Annotated in this window: 15 protein-coding genes and 1 riboswitch; of the genes, 9 read left to right on the forward strand and 6 right to left on the reverse strand. The window is 41.3% G+C overall.

Annotated features, from left to right (window positions below; all coding sequences use genetic code 11):
* The first annotated feature begins 3 nt into the window (after window positions 1-3).
* Together H5183_RS17960 and dtd are read left to right on the forward strand one after the other, a co-directional pair.
* Window positions 4-957: an alpha/beta fold hydrolase gene (locus H5183_RS17960; RefSeq protein ID WP_182732349.1), complete on the forward strand. Its 954-nt coding sequence runs from the start codon at window positions 4-6 to the stop codon at window positions 955-957.
* Window positions 945-1,382 carry a D-aminoacyl-tRNA deacylase gene (gene dtd, locus H5183_RS17965; protein WP_182732350.1) on the forward strand — a complete coding sequence of 146 codons (438 nt, stop codon included), beginning with the start codon at window positions 945-947 and terminating at the stop codon, window positions 1,380-1,382. The genes H5183_RS17960 and dtd overlap by 13 nt, the downstream gene beginning before the upstream one ends.
* 13 nt (window positions 1,383-1,395) lie before the next feature.
* Here dtd and H5183_RS17970 read toward each other — a convergent pair whose 3' ends face one another.
* Window positions 1,396-2,085 carry a spermidine synthase gene (locus H5183_RS17970; protein WP_182732351.1) on the reverse strand — a complete coding sequence of 230 codons (690 nt, stop codon included), beginning with the start codon at window positions 2,083-2,085 and terminating at the stop codon, window positions 1,396-1,398.
* A 217-nt stretch (window positions 2,086-2,302) separates the two neighbouring features.
* Between H5183_RS17970 and H5183_RS17975 the strand changes: the two genes are divergently transcribed.
* Window positions 2,303-3,196, forward strand: a complete 894-nt coding sequence (locus H5183_RS17975; protein WP_182732352.1) for a bifunctional GNAT family N-acetyltransferase/hotdog fold thioesterase — start codon at window positions 2,303-2,305, stop codon at window positions 3,194-3,196.
* Window positions 3,197-3,250: 54 nt separating this feature from the next.
* Here the strand turns inward: H5183_RS17975 and H5183_RS17980 are convergent, their stop codons facing one another.
* The 5 genes from H5183_RS17980 to dapA all read right to left on the reverse strand — a co-directional run bounded on the left by H5183_RS17980 (window position 3,251) and on the right by dapA (window position 8,554).
* Window positions 3,251-4,291, reverse strand: a complete 1,041-nt coding sequence (locus H5183_RS17980) for a phospholipase A (protein WP_182732353.1) — start codon at window positions 4,289-4,291, stop codon at window positions 3,251-3,253.
* 290 nt (window positions 4,292-4,581) lie between these two features.
* On the reverse strand, window positions 4,582-5,703 hold the full coding sequence (locus H5183_RS17985) for a succinylglutamate desuccinylase/aspartoacylase family protein (RefSeq protein ID WP_182732354.1): 1,122 nt from the start codon (window positions 5,701-5,703) through the stop codon (window positions 4,582-4,584).
* A gap of 5 nt (window positions 5,704-5,708) precedes the next feature.
* Window positions 5,709-6,914: a PLP-dependent decarboxylase gene (locus H5183_RS17990; RefSeq protein WP_182732355.1), complete on the reverse strand. Its 1,206-nt coding sequence runs from the start codon at window positions 6,912-6,914 to the stop codon at window positions 5,709-5,711.
* Window positions 6,914-7,654, reverse strand: coding sequence for a 2,3,4,5-tetrahydropyridine-2,6-dicarboxylate N-succinyltransferase (locus H5183_RS17995; RefSeq protein WP_182732356.1), 741 nt, complete (start codon window positions 7,652-7,654; stop codon window positions 6,914-6,916). Before H5183_RS17995 ends, H5183_RS17990 begins: the two co-directional genes overlap by 1 nt.
* Window positions 7,655-7,669: 15 nt before the next feature.
* Window positions 7,670-8,554 (reverse strand): 4-hydroxy-tetrahydrodipicolinate synthase, encoded by an 885-nt coding sequence (dapA, locus tag H5183_RS18000; protein ID WP_145237988.1) that lies wholly within the window; start codon window positions 8,552-8,554, stop codon window positions 7,670-7,672.
* A 132-nt stretch (window positions 8,555-8,686) separates the two neighbouring features.
* A riboswitch (Lysine riboswitch) is annotated at window positions 8,687-8,880 on the reverse strand.
* Between the two features lie 190 nt (window positions 8,881-9,070).
* Here dapA and H5183_RS18005 point away from each other — a divergent pair.
* The 6 genes from H5183_RS18005 (at window position 9,071) to H5183_RS18030 (ending at window position 17,867) form a co-directional block, all read left to right on the forward strand.
* Window positions 9,071-9,772, forward strand: coding sequence for a DNA-3-methyladenine glycosylase I (locus tag H5183_RS18005; protein ID WP_182732357.1), 702 nt, complete (start codon window positions 9,071-9,073; stop codon window positions 9,770-9,772).
* 8 nt (window positions 9,773-9,780) lie between these two features.
* A complete protein-coding gene (locus H5183_RS18010) occupies window positions 9,781-11,196 on the forward strand; it encodes a YdiU family protein (RefSeq protein ID WP_182732358.1) in 1,416 nt (471 codons plus the stop codon).
* A gap of 467 nt (window positions 11,197-11,663) precedes the next feature.
* Window positions 11,664-12,728 (forward strand): OmpA family protein, encoded by a 1,065-nt coding sequence (locus H5183_RS18015; RefSeq protein ID WP_145237997.1) that lies wholly within the window; start codon window positions 11,664-11,666, stop codon window positions 12,726-12,728.
* Between the two features lie 277 nt (window positions 12,729-13,005).
* Entirely contained in the window at window positions 13,006-15,603 is a 2,598-nt protein-coding gene (gene acnB / locus H5183_RS18020; RefSeq protein WP_182732359.1) for a bifunctional aconitate hydratase 2/2-methylisocitrate dehydratase, read from the forward strand.
* A gap of 389 nt (window positions 15,604-15,992) precedes the next feature.
* Window positions 15,993-16,625 (forward strand): 2OG-Fe dioxygenase family protein, encoded by a 633-nt coding sequence (locus H5183_RS18025; RefSeq protein WP_182732360.1) that lies wholly within the window; start codon window positions 15,993-15,995, stop codon window positions 16,623-16,625.
* A 9-nt stretch (window positions 16,626-16,634) separates the two neighbouring features.
* The gene (locus H5183_RS18030; RefSeq protein WP_182732361.1) at window positions 16,635-17,867 is read left to right on the forward strand and encodes a cysteine desulfurase-like protein; all 1,233 of its coding nucleotides are present in this window, start codon (window positions 16,635-16,637) and stop codon (window positions 17,865-17,867) included.
* Window positions 17,868-17,961: the final 94 nt, after the last annotated feature.

The following is a 17,961-nucleotide window of genomic DNA, read 5'->3' on the forward strand; positions in this document are numbered from 1 at the left end:
ATTATGCAGTTATATCCAAATATTACCCCATACCATGATTTTCATCTGAGTGTGGGAAGTGGGCACCAAATTCATGTACAAGAGTACGGTGATCCAGCTGGCCTGCCGGTGGTAATTTGCCATGGCGGGCCCGGCGTGGGTTTGCATGCTGATAATTGCCGTTTCTTTGATCCTACCCGTTATCGTATTATTTTATATAGCCAACGCGGCTGCGGGCAATCAACTCCTCATTTAACAAGCGCTAATACAACCTCAGAACTGGTCGCTGACCTTGATTATTTACGCACTTACTTAGGACTAGAAAAGTGGGTGTTAAGCGGTGGTTCGTGGGGAGCAACTCTGTGTTTGCTGTATGCCATTGAACACACTCAACATGTACATGGGTTAATTTTACGAGGCACGTTTTTGGCTACTTCAGCCGATTTTAAGTGGCTATATAGTCGTCATGGTGCTGCTGCACATTTTTATCCTGAATTATATGCGCGTTTTTCTCAGGAGTTACCTGATGTTGCCAGCATTTTTGCGTTTTATCGGCGGCAATTAAATGATGATAATCAAATTAATGCAAATCACTTTGCTAAATTATGGTGCCAATGGGAAAACGTATTAAGCCATGGTAAACAGCAACATCAATGGGGGTTAAGTTCACCACAGTTGGGGCTTAATATGGCGCGTTTAATGGTCCATTACTTTACTGCTCAGTGTTTTATTACTGATAACTTCATTGGTGAACACTATAAAAAAATTAGTAAAATTCCTACTTGGTTTATTCATGGCAGGCATGATTTAGTGTGTCGTTTTAATGCCGTACAGCATTTAGCTGAGCAACTCAACGCACAGTTACTTATTTTAGATGGTGTTGGGCATGGTGTTGATAGTAATGTATATTTAGCGGCAGTGCGGCGTGCAGCCGATCTTATGTGTATCAAATTATCGAGGAATAGATGCAAGGATTAATTCAGCGCGTAAAACACGCAAAAGTTGAAGTGGATGGTCAGGTAATTGGTCAAATTGAGCAGGGGCTTTTATTGTTGCTTGGGGTTGAAAAGCATGATGATCAACAAAGCACTGATAAGCTGCTACATAAAGTTAGTAATTACCGCGTATTTAGCGATGAAAACGACAAAATGAATTTAAGCCTGCAAGATATTCAAGGTGAGTTATTGGTGGTATCGCAATTTACTCTGGCGGCAGATACTAAAAAAGGCATGCGCCCAAGCTTTTCATCAGCAGCCACACCTGCACAGGCTAATGAGCTATACGAATACTTTGTTAGCCAAGCTCGAGTTATGGGTTTAAGCGTAGCAACAGGACAATTTGCTGCGGATATGCAAGTAAGTTTATGTAATGATGGGCCGGTGACATTTAATTTAACAGTGTAGTTAAGGCTAGCAGTTATTTTCTGATCACCACGATGTTGTTGGCATAACCTGGAATTTTTTCGATGCTAGGTATTTTACCAAAAGTGGTGATCAGTAAATGTTCTAACTGCTTTAATTGTGAATCATGCTGAGATAAAAAATTAATAAACAAATAGCCATTTTTAGTTAAAGCACAGCGCAGTTTTTCGTAAAAGCGGTGTTTGTATAAAAATAACGGCGCATCTAATTGGCTAAATAGGTCAAGAATGATCCAATCGTATTGTGGGCCATGCTCTAATACAGCTTCAGCATCAAAACAGCGTAAATTCGATGCATGCTCACCACCAAAAAAACGCTTATAGCAATGAATGATATTCGGATTTTTCTCTACAGAGAGTAGCTGACTATCAGGGTAGGTGTGTTGTAAGTAATTGCGGATAGCACCGCCACCTAAGCCCAGTTCAAGTACGGCGTTTGGCGCTGAGAGTGGTTGCCATAATTGCGCTAAATATTGTAAATGTGGAAACAGCAAATGGCTTGGGCTGCTTTTCTCGACCACTGACTGTAGTGTTTCGTTGATCAATAACCAACGTAACTGCTTATGTTGGCGTACCTGAATGCAATCGGCGCCATATTTGTGCCAATAGAGTAGTTGCCCGATACGGTGACAATCTTCGATAAAGCTGTGCTTTACTGCCCCGTTGTCTTCAAAAAAATGTTCCATAGTTACATCAGCATAGACGAGTCAATCTAAAGTGCCAATATGTCTATCAAGTTTTACAGGTAAAGCAGTTATTTTGCGTTGCTCACCAAAGTCGTATTCCAAGTTTTTATCAGATGGAGTATGGTAGTTTGCAAATAATAACTGACCGCATTTTTAGTTAGATAAACGCATCTTGAATTAACAAGCGTTTGCGGCCTTGGTAGCAACAGGAGTGATTATGTTTCAGGTGACAACACCACAAAGTAGCGAAGATTGGCAAGCGTATTATCAATTACGTTGGCAAGTATTGCGCGCACCTTGGAATGAACCGCGTGGTTCTGAGCAGGATGATTTAGAGCAAGATGCTGAGCATCGCTTTATTAAAAATAAAGAGGGGGCAGTGTTAGGTGTTGCACGACTGCATTTTAATAATCAACAACAAGCGCAAGTCCGTTATATGGCGGTTGCACAAGGTAACCGTAATCAACACATCGGTAGTCGTTTATTGCATGAGCTTGAGAAAATAGCCTGGACTCAAGACGCCGATGAGTTAGTTTTATTCGCTCGTGAACGGGCATTAGAATTTTATAAGCGCCATGGTTATGAATTAAAAGAAAAGGCTCACTTAGCTTACGATGATGTACAACACTGGAAAATGGTGAAACAAAAACCGTCTGAGCCAGGCTGGTTCCGTCATCCTAATTGGACCCAAATTCTGCAAAATACATGGCGCGAATCTATTCCGATCAGCGATGCTATGGGCATTAAAGTTGAAAGTTACACTGATTGGCAATTTACCACCAGTGCAGATCTAAATGCGAACTTAAACTTGCATAACACTATGTTTGCTGGCTCTATTTATAGTTTAGCGACGTTAACCGGCTGGGGCGCAACTTATTTAGCACTCAAAGAAGCCGGGTTTGAAGGTAATATAGTGTTAGCCGATGCTAATATTAAATATTTAAAACCGCTTAATAACGACCCTCGTGGCAGCGTTGATTTAAGCGGTTGTAAAGGTAAATTAGCCGAGTTAGAGTCAGAAGGCAAAGCGAGCTATGTAGTGCCAGTGGAAATCTACGATGGTGAGTTACTGGTTGCTGAGTTTGAAGGTACATTTAAAATTATTAAGTAGTTAGAATTCAGAGCAAACAAAAAATAAGGCCAAGCAATTGCTTGGCCTTAACTTTTATAGTAAATCAGTTAACAATATACCCACACCAATACGTTCTATATCTGCGTTATAATCTATTAAGCTTTCACCGTAACCGTTAAAGTATTGGGCATAGCCTCGTAGTCGGCCCCATAACGGAAATGACCAATCCAGTTGAATTGCACCGCGGTTATCTGAATTTAAATTATTGCGGGTCATAAAGCTAAATTCATGATCATCTAGTCTATACGCGCCAGAAAATTCAAAGTAACCCATGTATTTATAGATATCTGGGTTATCGTCGCCTTTAGCCTGCATAGGATCTTCTTTTCTATCTTCTGGGATGCGGTACCAAGGTTTAAAACTAAATACAAAGCCATCATTTTCCCAAACGAAATTGGCATAAATACGATTCCAAGAACGAGAGTGAGGCTGGCTACGGCCATTCGATTGATGCACGAAACCAACCGCAATCGCCATTTCATCTCCCCAAAGAACATGCTCGGGGTCTAGATAATTAACCCAAAAGATCTCGGGTTCGTAATTAGTTTCACGAAATGGTGATGAAATATCGTCGTTATAAAACTGCCAAAATGATTGCAGTGTAAAACCAAAGTAAACAGCTTGGTCTTTATCTGCAAAATCATTGTATAACGGTACTTTGATTGATAACTGATATTTTATTTCTAAGTTATCAAGTGTTTCGCCTTCGTTGTTTTCTGATAGGTCATTAAGATTGTCAAAAGGTCTGGCATTTGGGTTGGATACATACGACAGCGGTAATATATAATTACGTTTATGTGGAGTGATCACATTTCGGTTTTTTTCACTGACCTGTTCACGGGCTTTGCGTTTATCTAGTACGGTGATCTGCTTACTTTCATCGAGAGAACTACATTTTTCACGTAATTGCGCTAGTGTCATTTCGGCTTTGCCGCCAATGGCTTCATTTAAAATACATTGCTTTACTAGCTCAAGATCATTGTCTTGTTCATTTGTTTTTTCAGCTTGTTCTGATTGTGCAAATGCGGTGCATGAAAGCAGTGTCGTCAGTAGGAACCCGTAGCGCCAAGTCATTATTCTTCCTTTGATAAAGCCAAATAGAGAGTAGCTGTTGTATGTTATTAGTAAATGATAATGGAGTGATTTTCAGTGCAAGAAAATAGCTGAAAATAGATTTTCATTATATTTTATTCAGTGCAGACTTTAACTGAATATCAGTGAATTGTTACTGAACTTAGTTGATTGTGGCGCTTTTTGCCCATAAATACAAAGAAAAAGCGGCCGAAGCCGCTTGTTCAATGCACTTTTTCCAATTGGATAGTCGTGCTCTCACGCAATGAGAAGGGTTGAGCTTGATATAAAAATTAAAGCTCAAATACGTTAGTAAAGAATTTATATAGTTCGGTGCCTTGGTTTACGCTTGCTGAAGCAAAATGCAAAATCGCGATGGCGTCACAATCAAGTGTTAGGGTTTGTAATGGTTGCTCTGCGAGGTAGCGCTCCATTCGCAATACTCTAGCAATCGGCTCGCCAGCTTTGATATGGCCGCCAAGTGGCGCTATATACTCAACCATGCCGCCCATAGGTGCATAGTAAGCAAGGTAATCATTTAAATCACAGCCGTAGCGCTTCATTACTTTTGGCTGATAGGGGGCATCAACGAATACCTGCTTATGATTTAGGTAACTTAAAATACTATTAGCATCATCAAGGGCCGCAGTTAAATCGATTTTTTCTTGGCTGCCGAGTTCGACCGTAAAAGCTTCAACTTGAACATTAAATTCACGCCCTTGTTGAGCTAATGCCTCGGTTAATTGCCACCATGGGCAAAAACTTGCTTCATCCATTGCTCCTGCAAAATCATTAGGGATGATTAATACATGAGGAATATTAAAGTAGTTGGCACTGGCCTTGGCATAATCTGGGCAATATAAATGCTGACTCGAAATGGGGCCTGTGTGTAAGTCGAGCACGATATCAGCTTGGTGTGCCAACTTTTGCAAGTTAAGTGCAATGCGTTTGCCTGTAGTTAGGCGATAAGCTGGACCGCTTAGTTGTTGGTCTACTTCATCAATCAGTGCGGCTTTAAACTCACTTTTTAAGGTTTGCTCATCGGCATCACTATATTGCTCAGTAAATTGGCTCGCGAGCTTACTATTGCAGTGATACATGCGGTTCCAGTTGGTGCCGGTGATTGGATCAAAACGACCAAGGGTGAATTCGCCCGATTTTTGATTGCAACCAATTGGGTTCGCGTAAGGCACCAGGGTGATATCGCCTTTGAGTTCAAGATGCTTAAGCTGCTCAAGTAATTGGTAAATAACCGCATTGCCTTGTACTTCTGCACCGTGCATATTAGCTTGCACATACACACTTGGCCCAGTGCCATCGCCTTTTAAACGATAGACAGGAATTGTGAGCGGTAGGCCGTTGGCAACTTCACCAACTACTATGTTTTCTTGGCTTATAGCTTTAGTCGTACTCATCTCAATTACCTTAAGTAGTAGCTGGCATCTTCAGCTGTGCGAATACAGTTAAGCTCGCCATTTTGTAATGTGTATTCAGCGGCTAGCTCATGACATAAAAAATACGGCATACTTTCGGTAAAGCCGTACGCGCCACATTGGCTAAACACCAGCCAGTCTTGCTCATTTAAATCACTAGGTAATTGGTGTTCACCTAAGCAATCAAGTGCTGTACATAATGGCCCATATAAGCTCATAGTTTGGTATGCAGCAGTTGAGTCTCGTAATAATCGTGCCGGGAAATCTTGGCTGGTGACTGCAGGGCGCAATAAATGATTAATACCGCCGCTTAAGATCACTTGTTGTTGGGCATAGTTAAGTTTTCGCTCAACGACAGGTGTTGCGTAATGACCGCATTCGCCCACAGCATAACGGCCAAGCTCCATCCAGAGTTCTTGTACGCCTGCGGCATTCTTAATGTCAGCTAATGCATCAATGAGCGCATCCCAACTTAAGGTTGGTGCATCAAGAGTGTAAGGAATACCTAAACCACCGCCTAAGTCGAGTACTTTTAAGTGAATACCTAAGTCGTTGGCAAGCTTTGTTAGCGGTGCAATCATTTGTGACCAAAGTTCAGCTAGCTTGTCGCTGCTGAGCATGTTGCCCCATTGAAAAATATGCAGGCCATCAAAGCTAAGCGCTGGGTAGTCGCTAGTATTTAGCGCTTGCCATTCATCGCAACCTAAACCAAATGGAGTAAGGCTATCGCCACCAAGTGGGTTTTTTTCCCCTTCAGGCCAGCGTAATTGCACTCGCAGTAATACCTGTAACTGACAGTTTTGTAAGCTTGCTTGCTCGTTAAGCCAGCGTACTTGATTAAGGCTTTCGGCAACAAAGGTACGTACGCCGCGCGCAATAAAGTGTTTAATTTGTTTTGGGCTTTTGGCAGGCCCTGTATTGAGCACGCGCTCGCTGTTAATACCTTGTGCCAGAACTTGCTCAAGTTCGCCTTTACTTGCTACATCAAAGTTAAAACCCACGTTATCTAAGCTTTGAATGACTTTAGATAATGGATTAGCTTTTACGGCATACCACAGTTTTACCTCAGTTTGCGCCACTAATCGCGTTAAGTGTGCGTTTAATGTATCAAGGTCGTAAATAAAAAATGGTGTATCAAGCGTAGTTGATAGCTCATCAATGGCGGTTTTAACTGGCGTGCTCAAAAAGCTCATTAACGTAAAACCTCTTCAAGCAGCAATGATGCATCACTTTGTTCATCACGGTATTTTACAATTAATGCACACGACATACTTAATCCTTGCTCGCGGGCCCAAGTATTAGAAGCTGGACGAGAGCCTGGAATAACAATCGCGTATTCAGGAATAGGCTCGCCTTTAGCCAGCTGGCGCTCATTAACACAGTCATAAACTGGAATAGTTGCTGATAAGCGTACACCTGGTGCGAGCACCGCGCCTTTTTTCACTACTACGCCTTCAACAATCACGCAACCTGCACCGATGAATGCATCGTCTTCTACCACCACCGGGCTTGCACCAATAGGTTCAAGTACACCGCCTAGTTGTACTGCAGCGCTTAAATGTACATTTTTACCTACTTGCGCACACGACCCCACTAACGCGTGGCTATCAACCATAGTGCCTTCATCGATAAACGCACCAATGTTTACATATGCTGGTGGCATAATAATCGTGCCCTTAGCAACGTGTGCGCCACGGCGAACGCTTGAGCCACCAGGTACTATACGCACTCCAGCATCGGCTGCAAAACCTTGTGGTGCTAAATTGTGTTTATCAACAAAGCCACCTGGAAATTCGGTATTAGTGCCATTTTTAAACGCTTCTAAAATACCTTGTTTTACTGCAACGTTAGCATGCCATTGGCCGTTGTCGTCTTGTGTTGCTGCGCGCACTGCGCCCGATTCTAAATTATTTAGTAGTTCTAACCAGCTCATTATAAAAACCTGTATTTAATGCCAAGATAAAATGGTGTTGTTTGCGTTGTTAATACAATCAGTTTGCGTTAACTCAAGATGCGTCAAAGGTGGACGTAAGTACGGGCTGTTAATTCGCCCTTGTAAATGCATCAATACTTTGACGGGGATAGGGTTTGCGACAGCAAACAAGCTTTGAATGGCTTGTGACCAGTCGGCAAATAAATTGGGGTGTTGACCGCTGAGACTTCGTTTTACAAACTCATGGGTTTGCACAGGCCATGCATTAGCAGCCACAGAGACTAAACCTTTTGCGCCAGCCTGGGCAAAGTAAGGCATCAGTGCATCGTCACCGCTAAAAATAGCTAAATTAGGTGCGACTTTTCTAAAACCTTCAAATTTAGCAATGTCGCCACTGGCTTCTTTGAGTGCCCACAAGTTTTTATGGTCTTTCAAGTTGCTAATTACGGCCGATGGAATATCAACAGCACTGCGTCCTGGTACGTTATAAAGCATGCAAGGATGTTTACTGGTATTAAGTAAGCTTTCAAACCAATGTGTTTGGCCTACCACGCCGGGCTTAGCGTATAGGGGAGTGCCCAGTAAATAGCTATGAATGGGTAACTGATTACAGTATTCAACCCAGGCAATTTGTTGCTTTAGGTTTATACCGCCTACTGCAACCATCAGTGGTACTGTTGGCGTTAATTGGCACACATGTTCAACAATCGCTTGTTGCTCTTTGAGTGTTAGTGCGAGGCCTTCGCCGGTGCTACCAAGTAATAAAATACCATTGTTAGCCACTTGCTGCTGTGCAACTAACTGATCAAGAGTGGCATAGTCGACTTCACCAGCGTCAGTAAATGGCGTGACGAGTGCCGTCCACAAAGGGTAGTCATTTAAATTGAAGTTATTGATCATCTCTCACGAACTTATAAGTGATTCGAGGAGTTAATAAGCTTTTATGATTGGAGCCACATTAACGTCGTTCGAACTAATAATTCGAAGAGCGAATGGGCTTAATATAATAGGGCGCTATGGCCTTATTACGCTAAGACCAGAAGCTCTCCACCAAATATTTTAACAGCCAAGCTGTTATTGGTGACAGTCGCTGGGATTCAACCCAGTCGCCCGAAGTAAAACTTCACAAAAAGTGTTACTTCTCGGCGTTAATTCCCCTCACGTATGATCACTGGAGTGTGTGCTCCTCACATACGTTACCTGAATAACGCACCTCTTCTAGCCCATGGTGCAAGTTTTATCGTTTAAAACTCACACCTTTAATAGGGGTAATACGGAAGATTAAAGCATTTTAGCCGTCTAGGTGTCAAGGCTGGATATTTTTAAGTTTATTTTTAGCTGCAATGTGCTCCTGACATTTTTTTACAACGTAAATAGCGTTACAGTAAGCGTAATAACAAGCAGTGGTAGTGAGTAATGGAAAAATTTCAAGATATATATCAACGAGCGGCACAGCGAAAAGGTAGCGAAGTAATGTTACAGCACTTACTTGTTGCCCCTCAAAATGCAAAGCAATTAACTGCTTTACCTGATGATGCATGGCTTGAAGAGTTTACCCGCAAAATTTTTCAAAGTGGTTTTTATTGGTCAGTGATCAACAATAAATGGCCAGGTTTTCGGGAAGTATTTTGGGATTTTAGTGTGGCTAAATTATTAATGATGCCGCCAGATATGCTTGAGCAAAAAGCCACCGATGAGCGAATCGTTCGTAACTTTAAAAAAGTGCAAACGATCCCAGAAAATGCGTATATGATCCATGAAGTGGCAAGTGAACATGGCAGTTTTAGTCAGTTTATTGCAGATTGGCCGAGCGACGATATTATTGGTTTGTGGGGGTATTTAAAAAAGCATGGGGCGCGTTTAGGTGGTAACACCGGCCCTTATGCATTGCGAACCTTAGGGAAAGACACTTTTTTATTCTCGCGTGATGTAGAAAGTTATCTCCGTGCTCATAAGATAATTGATGGCGGTTTACAAACTAAAAAGTCACTTACCAGCGCTCAACATTTTTTTAATGAATTGCAGCAACAAAGCGGATTAAGCCTTCAAGAGCTCAGTTTGTTAGTTGCATACAGCGTGGGCGATAATCGCGTTGGCATACAAACAACCCAAGCCTAAGGAATACTATGAAATTAGTTGCTCGTTACACCCAGATTGCTGATGATTTTGCTGTGGCTGATCAGCCAAGTGCTGTTATTGCTCCAAACTTACTGCTGTGGAACGATACGTTAGCTAGGCAGCTTAATATTGAGGTTGCCACATCAGAACGTGCGGTAATTTTTTCTGGTAATCTTAATAACAGCGATGTTGCTGCTGTGGCATTAGGTTACTCAGGGCATCAATTTGGACATTTTTCACCGCGTTTAGGTGATGGGCGAGCACATTTATTAGGGGCTGTCACTGATCAGCAGCAACAGCTTTGGGACATTCAACTCAAAGGTTCTGGTGCTACGCCATTTTCACGTGGAGGTGATGGCCGTTGCGCAATCGGTCCTGCGGTACGTGAATATATAATGAGTGAGGCAATGCACGGGCTTGGCATACCGACGACACGTTGTTTGGCAGTTGTTGCCAGTGGTGAAACAGTTTACCGTCAACCACCACAACAAGGAGCCATTGTTACCCGCGTTGCTAGTAGTCATATACGTGTCGGTTCGTTTCAGTATTTAGCTGCGCAAGGTGATGTTGCTGGTTTAAAAAATTTAGCTGATTTAGCTATTGAGCGTCATTATCCTGAGATAAATTCTACGGGCTCTGCGCGTTATTTGGCATTTTTAACTGCGGTGATTGAAAAGCAAGTTAGCCTGATTGTTAGCTGGATGCGCGTTGGTTTTATTCATGGAGTAATGAATACTGATAATACGCTCGTCAGTGGTGAGACCATCGATTATGGCCCTTGTGCAATGATGAATCAGTTTGATTTTGATACTGTATTTAGTTCTATTGATCGCCAAGGCCGCTATGCTTTTGGCAATCAACCTAATATTGCTAATTGGAATTGTGCACGTTTAGCTGAAAGTTTAATTCCTTTAATTAGCGATGACGAAGAGCAGGCTGTTGAGCTACTAAGCCCATTAATAAATGGTTTTGCTGAGCAGTTTCATCAAGCTTTTACACAGATGTGGGCGAAAAAGTTGGGCTTTGATGGTCATCAAGATGGTGATGCTGAATTAGTATCCGAGTTATTAACTTTACTGAAAACTCATCAGCTTGATTACACCAATACTTTTGACTCCTTAACAGAATCACTGCAAGGTCAGACTGCTATTCCGAGTGACTTGGCTGGTTGGTCTATTAAGTGGTTAGCCAGAACAAATACGCAAAGCTATCAGCTGATGCGCCAAGCCAACCCACGCTTGATCCCGCGTAATCATATCGTTGAAAGCATAATACAGCAGTATGAAAGTACTGGTGAAAGCAGCATGTTAGATGAATATTTAACGGCCTTGAGGTCGCCTTACCAATTGTTGGCAAGCCCTGCATTTTGGTACTCACCGCCTGTCGATATGGACACTAATTACCAAACATTTTGTGGTACATAATAACAGCATCAATTATTGTTATTTGTCGCTGTTCGTAAATTGAACGGATACGAACGAATTGATGCTACTTATTCATCCAGATCTTTAGTTAAAAGCTGTTATTTATTAATAATTATAAGAAATAAATATGCTTAGCTACTTGTTGATTTAAAATTAACCAATATAATGCACCCATTAACTTCAGCATTTAAATTTTTAAAGCCAAATATATTGGAAACGTTGTTTCTGAAATAGTAGTGATAGCAATTACAATGCTGACAATCGATGTATGTGTAAGTTAGGTAAAGTCTTTTATCTGAACTATAATGTAGAGCGCTTTATTCTAATAAATATTTAAATTGCAAAATATATGCATTTAAACGTTTTTGTTAAGTAATGATTAACTAAAGATACGGTACTCTGTAATCAAACTTATTGAGCTAGGGTTTCTTAGCTACAATTTTAATTGTGAAAATGGGAAGGAAACAATGAAATTAAAATCACTTACTATTGCTTTAGCACTAGCTGCAACTAGCGCTTCAAGCTTCGCGGCTGAAAAAGAAGGTTTCTTTATCGGTGCTTTTGGCGATTATTACGATGCTTCATGGGAAAATGTCCGTGGTAGCGCAGGTACTAACGTTGATGATTCAACTGGTTGGGGTGCGGAAATTGGTTATCGTTTTAACGATTACTGGAGCGCGCGCTTAGAATATGCTGATATGGATTTTGACATTTCAAATGTAAATCCTGCTATGAACGCAACAAGCATGGACGGCGATCGTTTAGGTATTGATGGTCTTTATCACATCAACGGCGGCCCTTTCTATGGTATTTTTGGTCTTAAACAAATCGATATTACAGAAAACCTAACTTTTGCTAATGTGGGTGCTGGTTACCAACATTATTTCACTGATAATTTCGCATTTAATGCTGAAACATCTATTTACCAAGGCCTTGACCGTGGTTACACAGATGTAGGTGCTAAACTTGGCCTTAGCTATTTATTTGGTAAGCAAAGTTCAGCAGCTGAGCCAGTTAAAGCTGCTCCAGCTCCAGCTACAGTAGTACCTGTAGCGGTTGCTCCTGTTGATAGCGATGGTGATAACATCCCTGATGCAGATGACCAATGTGCAAACACACCAATGACAGATGCTGTTGATGGAACAGGTTGTACTCTATATGAAGACCGTGAAGTAACTAAGAGCTTGTTAGTAACATTCCCTAACAATGCGTCGGTTGTTGCTGGCAAATATGACAGCGGTATTGAAAAAGTTGCAGGCTTCTTAAAAGAGCACACAGATACAACAGTATTACTTGAAGGTCATTCTTCTGCTGTTGGTAAAGCAGATTACAACAAGTGGTTATCTAAAAAGCGTGCTGATGCAGTTGCTGCTAAGCTAATTGCTGATGGCATTGCTGCAGATCGTATTACTACTGTTGGTCTAGGCGAAGAGCGTCTTAAAAATACAGACAACACACCTGCTGCACACGCGGAAAACCGTCGTGTAGAAGCACACATTAAGTCAATTGAACGCGTGAAAGTTGAGCGTTAATAGCATTTGATTTATTAAAAACCCGGCAATATGCTGGGTTTTTTTATGCCTAATAAAATAGTAATGATTCGCAGTTAATTAACATTCATGTGAATGGTGTTTTCCTTTTTGACTATTCATAGTATTTATAGTGAGTATAAAATTTTGCTTGATTGCATGGACTTTCATCTATATTTAAAAGCTTTATAATTAATCGTCAGAATACTATAAGTATTGAGTAATTTTTCGCGAGAACGCGTATTACTGAATACTTTCACGTCACCAAGAGGGCAATATTGTGCTAGAAGATTATCGTAAACACGTAGAAGAACGTGCCGCGTTAGGTATCGTACCAGCGCCATTGGATGCTCAGCAAACGGCTGATCTTATCGAGCTAGTTAAAACACCACCTGCAGGTGAAGAAGAGTTTATTTTAGACTTATTAGTAAATCGCGTGCCGCCAGGTGTGGATGACGCAGCTTACATCAAAGCTGGTTTTTTAGCCGCAGTTGCTAAAGGTGAGGCAACTTCACCACTAATTTCAAAAGAAAAAGCAGCTGAGCTATTAGGCACAATGCTTGGCGGTTACAACATCGCCCCCATGATTGAGCTACTTGACGAAGAATCGCTTGCGCCAATCGTTGTTAAAGGTCTTGCAAATACGTTATTAATGTTTGATGCATTTTATGACGTTGAAGAAAAAGCAAAAGCGGGTAATGAATACGCTAAGCAAATTATTGAATCTTGGGCTGCTGCAGAATGGTTTACCAATAAACCTGCGGTTGCTGAAAAAATCTCAGTTACGGTATTCAAAGTAACTGGCGAAACAAATACTGATGATTTATCACCAGCACCAGACGCATGGTCACGTCCTGATATTCCATTGCATGCTTTAGCAATGCTAAAAATTGAGCGTGACGGTATTACACCTGATAAAGCTGGTGAAGTTGGCCCAATTACACAACTTGAAGAATTAAAAACGAAAGGCTTACCACTTGCCTACGTAGGTGATGTTGTTGGTACTGGCTCTTCTCGTAAGTCAGCAACTAACTCTGTACTTTGGTTTATGGGCGATGATACCCCGTTTGTACCAAACAAGCGTGTTGGCGGTGTATGTTTAGGTAATAAAATTGCGCCAATCTTCTTCAACACAATGGAAGATTCAGGCGCATTACCAATCGAATTAAATGTTGATGAACTTAACATGGGTGAGCAAATCGATATCTTCCCTTACGAAGGTGTTGTTAAGCGTCACGGTACTGATGAAATTATTTCTACTTTTGAACTTAAATCTGAGGTAATTTTAGATGAAGTTCGTGCTGGTGGTCGTATCCCACTAATCATTGGTCGTGGTTTAACTGACAAAGCGCGTACCTCTCTTGGCTTGGGTGCAACTGATGTATTTAAAGTACCAACAGCAACAGAAGTTTCTGATAAAGGCTTCACACTAGCGCAAAAAATGGTTGGTAAAGCATGTAACGTTGCAGGTATTCGCCCTGGTCAATACTGTGAGCCTAAAATGACTACTGTTGGTTCGCAAGATACAACCGGTCCTATGACGCGTGATGAACTTAAAGATTTAGCGTGTTTAGGTTTCTCTGCAGATTTAACAATGCAGTCTTTCTGTCATACATCAGCTTACCCTAAACCTATTGATGTAAATACTCACCATACGCTTCCTGATTTCATCATGAACCGTGGCGGTGTTTCACTTCGCCCAGGTGACGGTATTATCCACTCATGGTTAAACCGTATGTTATTACCAGATACCGTCGGTACTGGTGGTGATTCACATACACGTTTCCCATTAGGCATTTCATTCCCAGCGGGGTCGGGTGCAGTAGCATTCGCAGCAGCAACTGGTGTAATGCCACTTGATATGCCTGAATCAATTTTAGTCCGTTTTAAAGGCGAAATGCAGCCTGGTATCACATTACGTGACCTAGTACATGCAATCCCTTACTACGGTATTAAGCAAGGCTTATTAACCGTTGAGAAAAAAGGAAAAATTAACGAATTCTCTGGTCGAGTACTAGAAATTGAAGGCGTTGAGCACCTAACTGTTGAGCAAGCATTTGAATTATCTGATGCATCTGCAGAGCGTTCGGCGGCAGGTTGTACTGTTAAGTTATCTAAAGAATCTATTTCTGAATACCTAGAATCAAACATTGTTATGCTGAAGTGGATGATCTCTGAAGGTTACGGTGATGTACGTACGATTGAACGTCGTGTTACGGCAATGCAAGAGTGGTTAGCTAACCCAGAACTTATGGAAGCTGATAAAGACGCTGAGTACGCTCATATAGTTGATATCGATTTAGCCGAAATTAAAGAGCCAGTTCTTTGTGCACCAAATGATCCAGATGATGCGCGTCTTCTTTCTGATGTTGCAGGCGAGAAAATTGATGAAGTATTCATCGGCTCTTGTATGACTAATATTGGTCACTTCCGTGCTGCTGGTAAGTTGCTTGATGGCTTTAAAGGTCAATTACCGACTCAGCTTTGGGTTGCTCCACCAACTAAGATGGATAAAGACCAACTTACAGAAGAAGGTTATTACGGTATTTTTGGTCGTGTTGGCGCACGTATCGAAACTCCAGGTTGTTCACTATGTATGGGTAACCAAGCACGTGTTGCAGATCAAGCAACAGTTGTGTCTACCTCTACACGTAACTTCCCGAACCGTTTAGGTAATGGTGCAAACGTATTTTTAGCTTCATCTGAACTTGCTGCAATCGCTGCAATTTTAGGTAGATTACCAACATCTGCTGAGTATCAAGAATATGCTGCGAAGATCAATGCAACAGCATCAGATACATACCGTTACTTGAACTTCCATCGCATGCCTGCTTACACTAAAAAAGCAGACAACGTGATTATTCAACAAGCTGTTTAATTTTAACTCGTTTGTATATGACAGCCTGCTTAGCAGGCTTTTTTATTAGGGATGCTGAAATATTATTCGTATTTAGTTGAACATTAAGAATGTGGCGCTACAACCTACCTTACCAGCCTGCGACTAAGTTGAACTTGTAGTTGAAGATTGAAAAATAAATATGAGGTTAGTTGGACTCTTTAAGTGTTTTTGTTATTGATGTTTATAAATAGAAATTCCATTGGTCATTTTGTTGTTAGATTAAAATTTCATTATGATGATATTTTAGATCTTAAAATTCTACTTTAACCTTACTTTAATCAAGTAAAGACGCAAAAAATCCCCTCTATTTGCATTAAAATACCTTCATTATTTATGAGTTAATCCTCTTATTTTTAGGCGAGATTTTTATGACAGCATTAAACAACCAGAACCTATTACAACTTCGCTTTGTAAACCAAGCTCATATTGAGGCTGTTAAGCCATCGTTTGCTAATCTTCCGGCTAACCCGTATGCCGACGGTGCGTTTCGTAAACGCCGCTATTCAGTAATTAAAGTGCAAAATGATGAACTTGTTTTACAAGCCACAAAAGCATTTGTACAAGATGATTCAATCAATACTTTCCAAGGTAATGTTGAGCGCACTTACGAAAATTTAGAGCCGAGTTTATTGGCAAGCGAAGGGATGAAAAGTATCGTCAATGAGTTTCGTGCCATTACCGGTATTAGCGAACAGCGTGATATTGAAATTCATCAATTTCGTATGCTTGCTATTGAAAGTGATACGCCGCCAGCGCCAGAAGGTATTCATCAAGATGGCTTTGATCACGTTTGTATTTGTGGTGTATCTCACGAAAACTTAGAAGGTGGTGAGTTGTTGGTGTATGAAAATAAGCAAGCTGAGCCTTGTTTTAAAATGGAAATTAAAGACGGTATGTTTGCATTAATTAATGACCGTGAAGTTTGGCATAACGCAACACCGATGAATAAAATTGATGACACAAAAGCGGGTTATCTTGACTGCTTCGTACTGACAGCTTAAGGAATAGCAATGAACTTAACACAATTACGCCGCCAATTTCCGGCCCTAATGCAGCAAGTAGCTGGTAAGTCACCAATATTTTTAGATGGCCCGGGTGGCTCACAAGTACCACAGCCTGTTTTGAGTGCAATGTCGGCTTATTTAGGTTATTACAACTCGAATTTAGGCGGTGCATTTTTTTCGAGTGAAAAAACCGTTGAGTTAATGGCTGATGCGCGCCAAGCGGCTGCTGATTTACTTAATTCCCCATCGCGCGATCAAATTGTATTCGGTGCGAATATGACTAGCCTTACTTTTAGCTTTAGCCGTGCGATTTCTCGTGATTGGCAAGCGGGTGATGAGATTATCGTGACCAATGCAGATCACTTCTCAAATGTATCCTCTTGGCAGCAGGCTGCAGAAGATAAAGGCGCAAAGGTTAATACTGTATTGATTAACGAAGCTGATTGCAGCTTAGATTTAGCGCATTTTACAAGTTTACTGAGTACTAAAACCAAATTAGTAGCCGTTACTTATGCATCAAACACTACCGGCTCTATAAACGACATTAAACGTATTGTTGAAATGGCTCATAGCGTAGGTGCTTTGGTGTATGTGGATGCTGTGCATTATGCGCCACATGAGCTGATTGATGTTCAAGCACTTGATTGTGATTTTTTGGCCTGCTCTGCGTATAAGTTTTTCGGCCCACATTTAGGTATGGTGTACGCTAAGCGTGAGCACCTTGAAGAGTTTAGACCATACAAAGTCGAGCCTGCCAAAGATGTTATTCCTGGGCGCTGGGAAACCGGCACGCAAAGCTTTGAAGCACTCGCAGGTTTAATTGCTGCTGTTGACTACATTGCAGATATTAGTGAGCTTGATGGTAGCTATTCACGCCGCGATAAATTAGCTTCTGCTTTTGCAAAAACTAAACAGCATGAAATGGCGTTAAGTGAGTACTTCCTTACTCGACTAGTTAACTATCCTAAGATCAAACTATTTGGTATTGATGATTTAGATCGTTTAGCTGAACGTACCCCAACTTTTGCTTTAACCTTTGCAGGGCTTGAGCCACGTCAGGTGTCTGAGTTTTTAGGTAAGCAACATATATGTGTGTGGGATGGTAACTTCTACGCTCAGGGCTTATGCAAGCAATTGGGTGTATTGGATACTGGCGGCGTTGTACGCATTGGTTGCATGCACTACAACACCATCGAAGAGCTAGATAAGTTATTTGATTTGTTTGATCAATTACTTTAGAGCTATAAGGCATAAGCTGTAAGTTTTAAGCGACCAGAGCGCTTGGTAAGCCTTGACATAAAATCTGAATTGAGTAGATTTTTGGCTTACCGCT

Source organism: Pseudoalteromonas sp. SR44-8 (genome assembly GCF_014163635.1).
Lineage (GTDB): Bacteria > Pseudomonadota > Gammaproteobacteria > Enterobacterales > Alteromonadaceae > Pseudoalteromonas > Pseudoalteromonas rhizosphaerae.

Coding starts and splice junctions, on each gene's coding strand:
- H5183_RS17960 (WP_182732349.1), top strand. CDS start 4: ATGCAGTTATATCCAAATATTACCCCATACCATGATTTTCATCTGAGT.
- dtd (WP_182732350.1), top strand. CDS start 945: ATGCAAGGATTAATTCAGCGCGTAAAACACGCAAAAGTTGAAGTGGAT.
- H5183_RS17970 (WP_182732351.1), bottom strand. CDS start 2,085: ATGGAACATTTTTTTGAAGACAACGGGGCAGTAAAGCACAGCTTTATC.
- H5183_RS17975 (WP_182732352.1), top strand. CDS start 2,303: ATGTTTCAGGTGACAACACCACAAAGTAGCGAAGATTGGCAAGCGTAT.
- H5183_RS17980 (WP_182732353.1), bottom strand. CDS start 4,291: ATGACTTGGCGCTACGGGTTCCTACTGACGACACTGCTTTCATGCACC.
- H5183_RS17985 (WP_182732354.1), bottom strand. CDS start 5,703: ATGAGTACGACTAAAGCTATAAGCCAAGAAAACATAGTAGTTGGTGAA.
- H5183_RS17990 (WP_182732355.1), bottom strand. CDS start 6,914: ATGAGCTTTTTGAGCACGCCAGTTAAAACCGCCATTGATGAGCTATCA.
- H5183_RS17995 (WP_182732356.1), bottom strand. CDS start 7,654: ATGAGCTGGTTAGAACTACTAAATAATTTAGAATCGGGCGCAGTGCGC.
- dapA (WP_145237988.1), bottom strand. CDS start 8,554: ATGATCAATAACTTCAATTTAAATGACTACCCTTTGTGGACGGCACTC.
- H5183_RS18005 (WP_182732357.1), top strand. CDS start 9,071: ATGGAAAAATTTCAAGATATATATCAACGAGCGGCACAGCGAAAAGGT.
- H5183_RS18010 (WP_182732358.1), top strand. CDS start 9,781: ATGAAATTAGTTGCTCGTTACACCCAGATTGCTGATGATTTTGCTGTG.
- H5183_RS18015 (WP_145237997.1), top strand. CDS start 11,664: ATGAAATTAAAATCACTTACTATTGCTTTAGCACTAGCTGCAACTAGC.
- H5183_RS18025 (WP_182732360.1), top strand. CDS start 15,993: ATGACAGCATTAAACAACCAGAACCTATTACAACTTCGCTTTGTAAAC.
- H5183_RS18030 (WP_182732361.1), top strand. CDS start 16,635: ATGAACTTAACACAATTACGCCGCCAATTTCCGGCCCTAATGCAGCAA.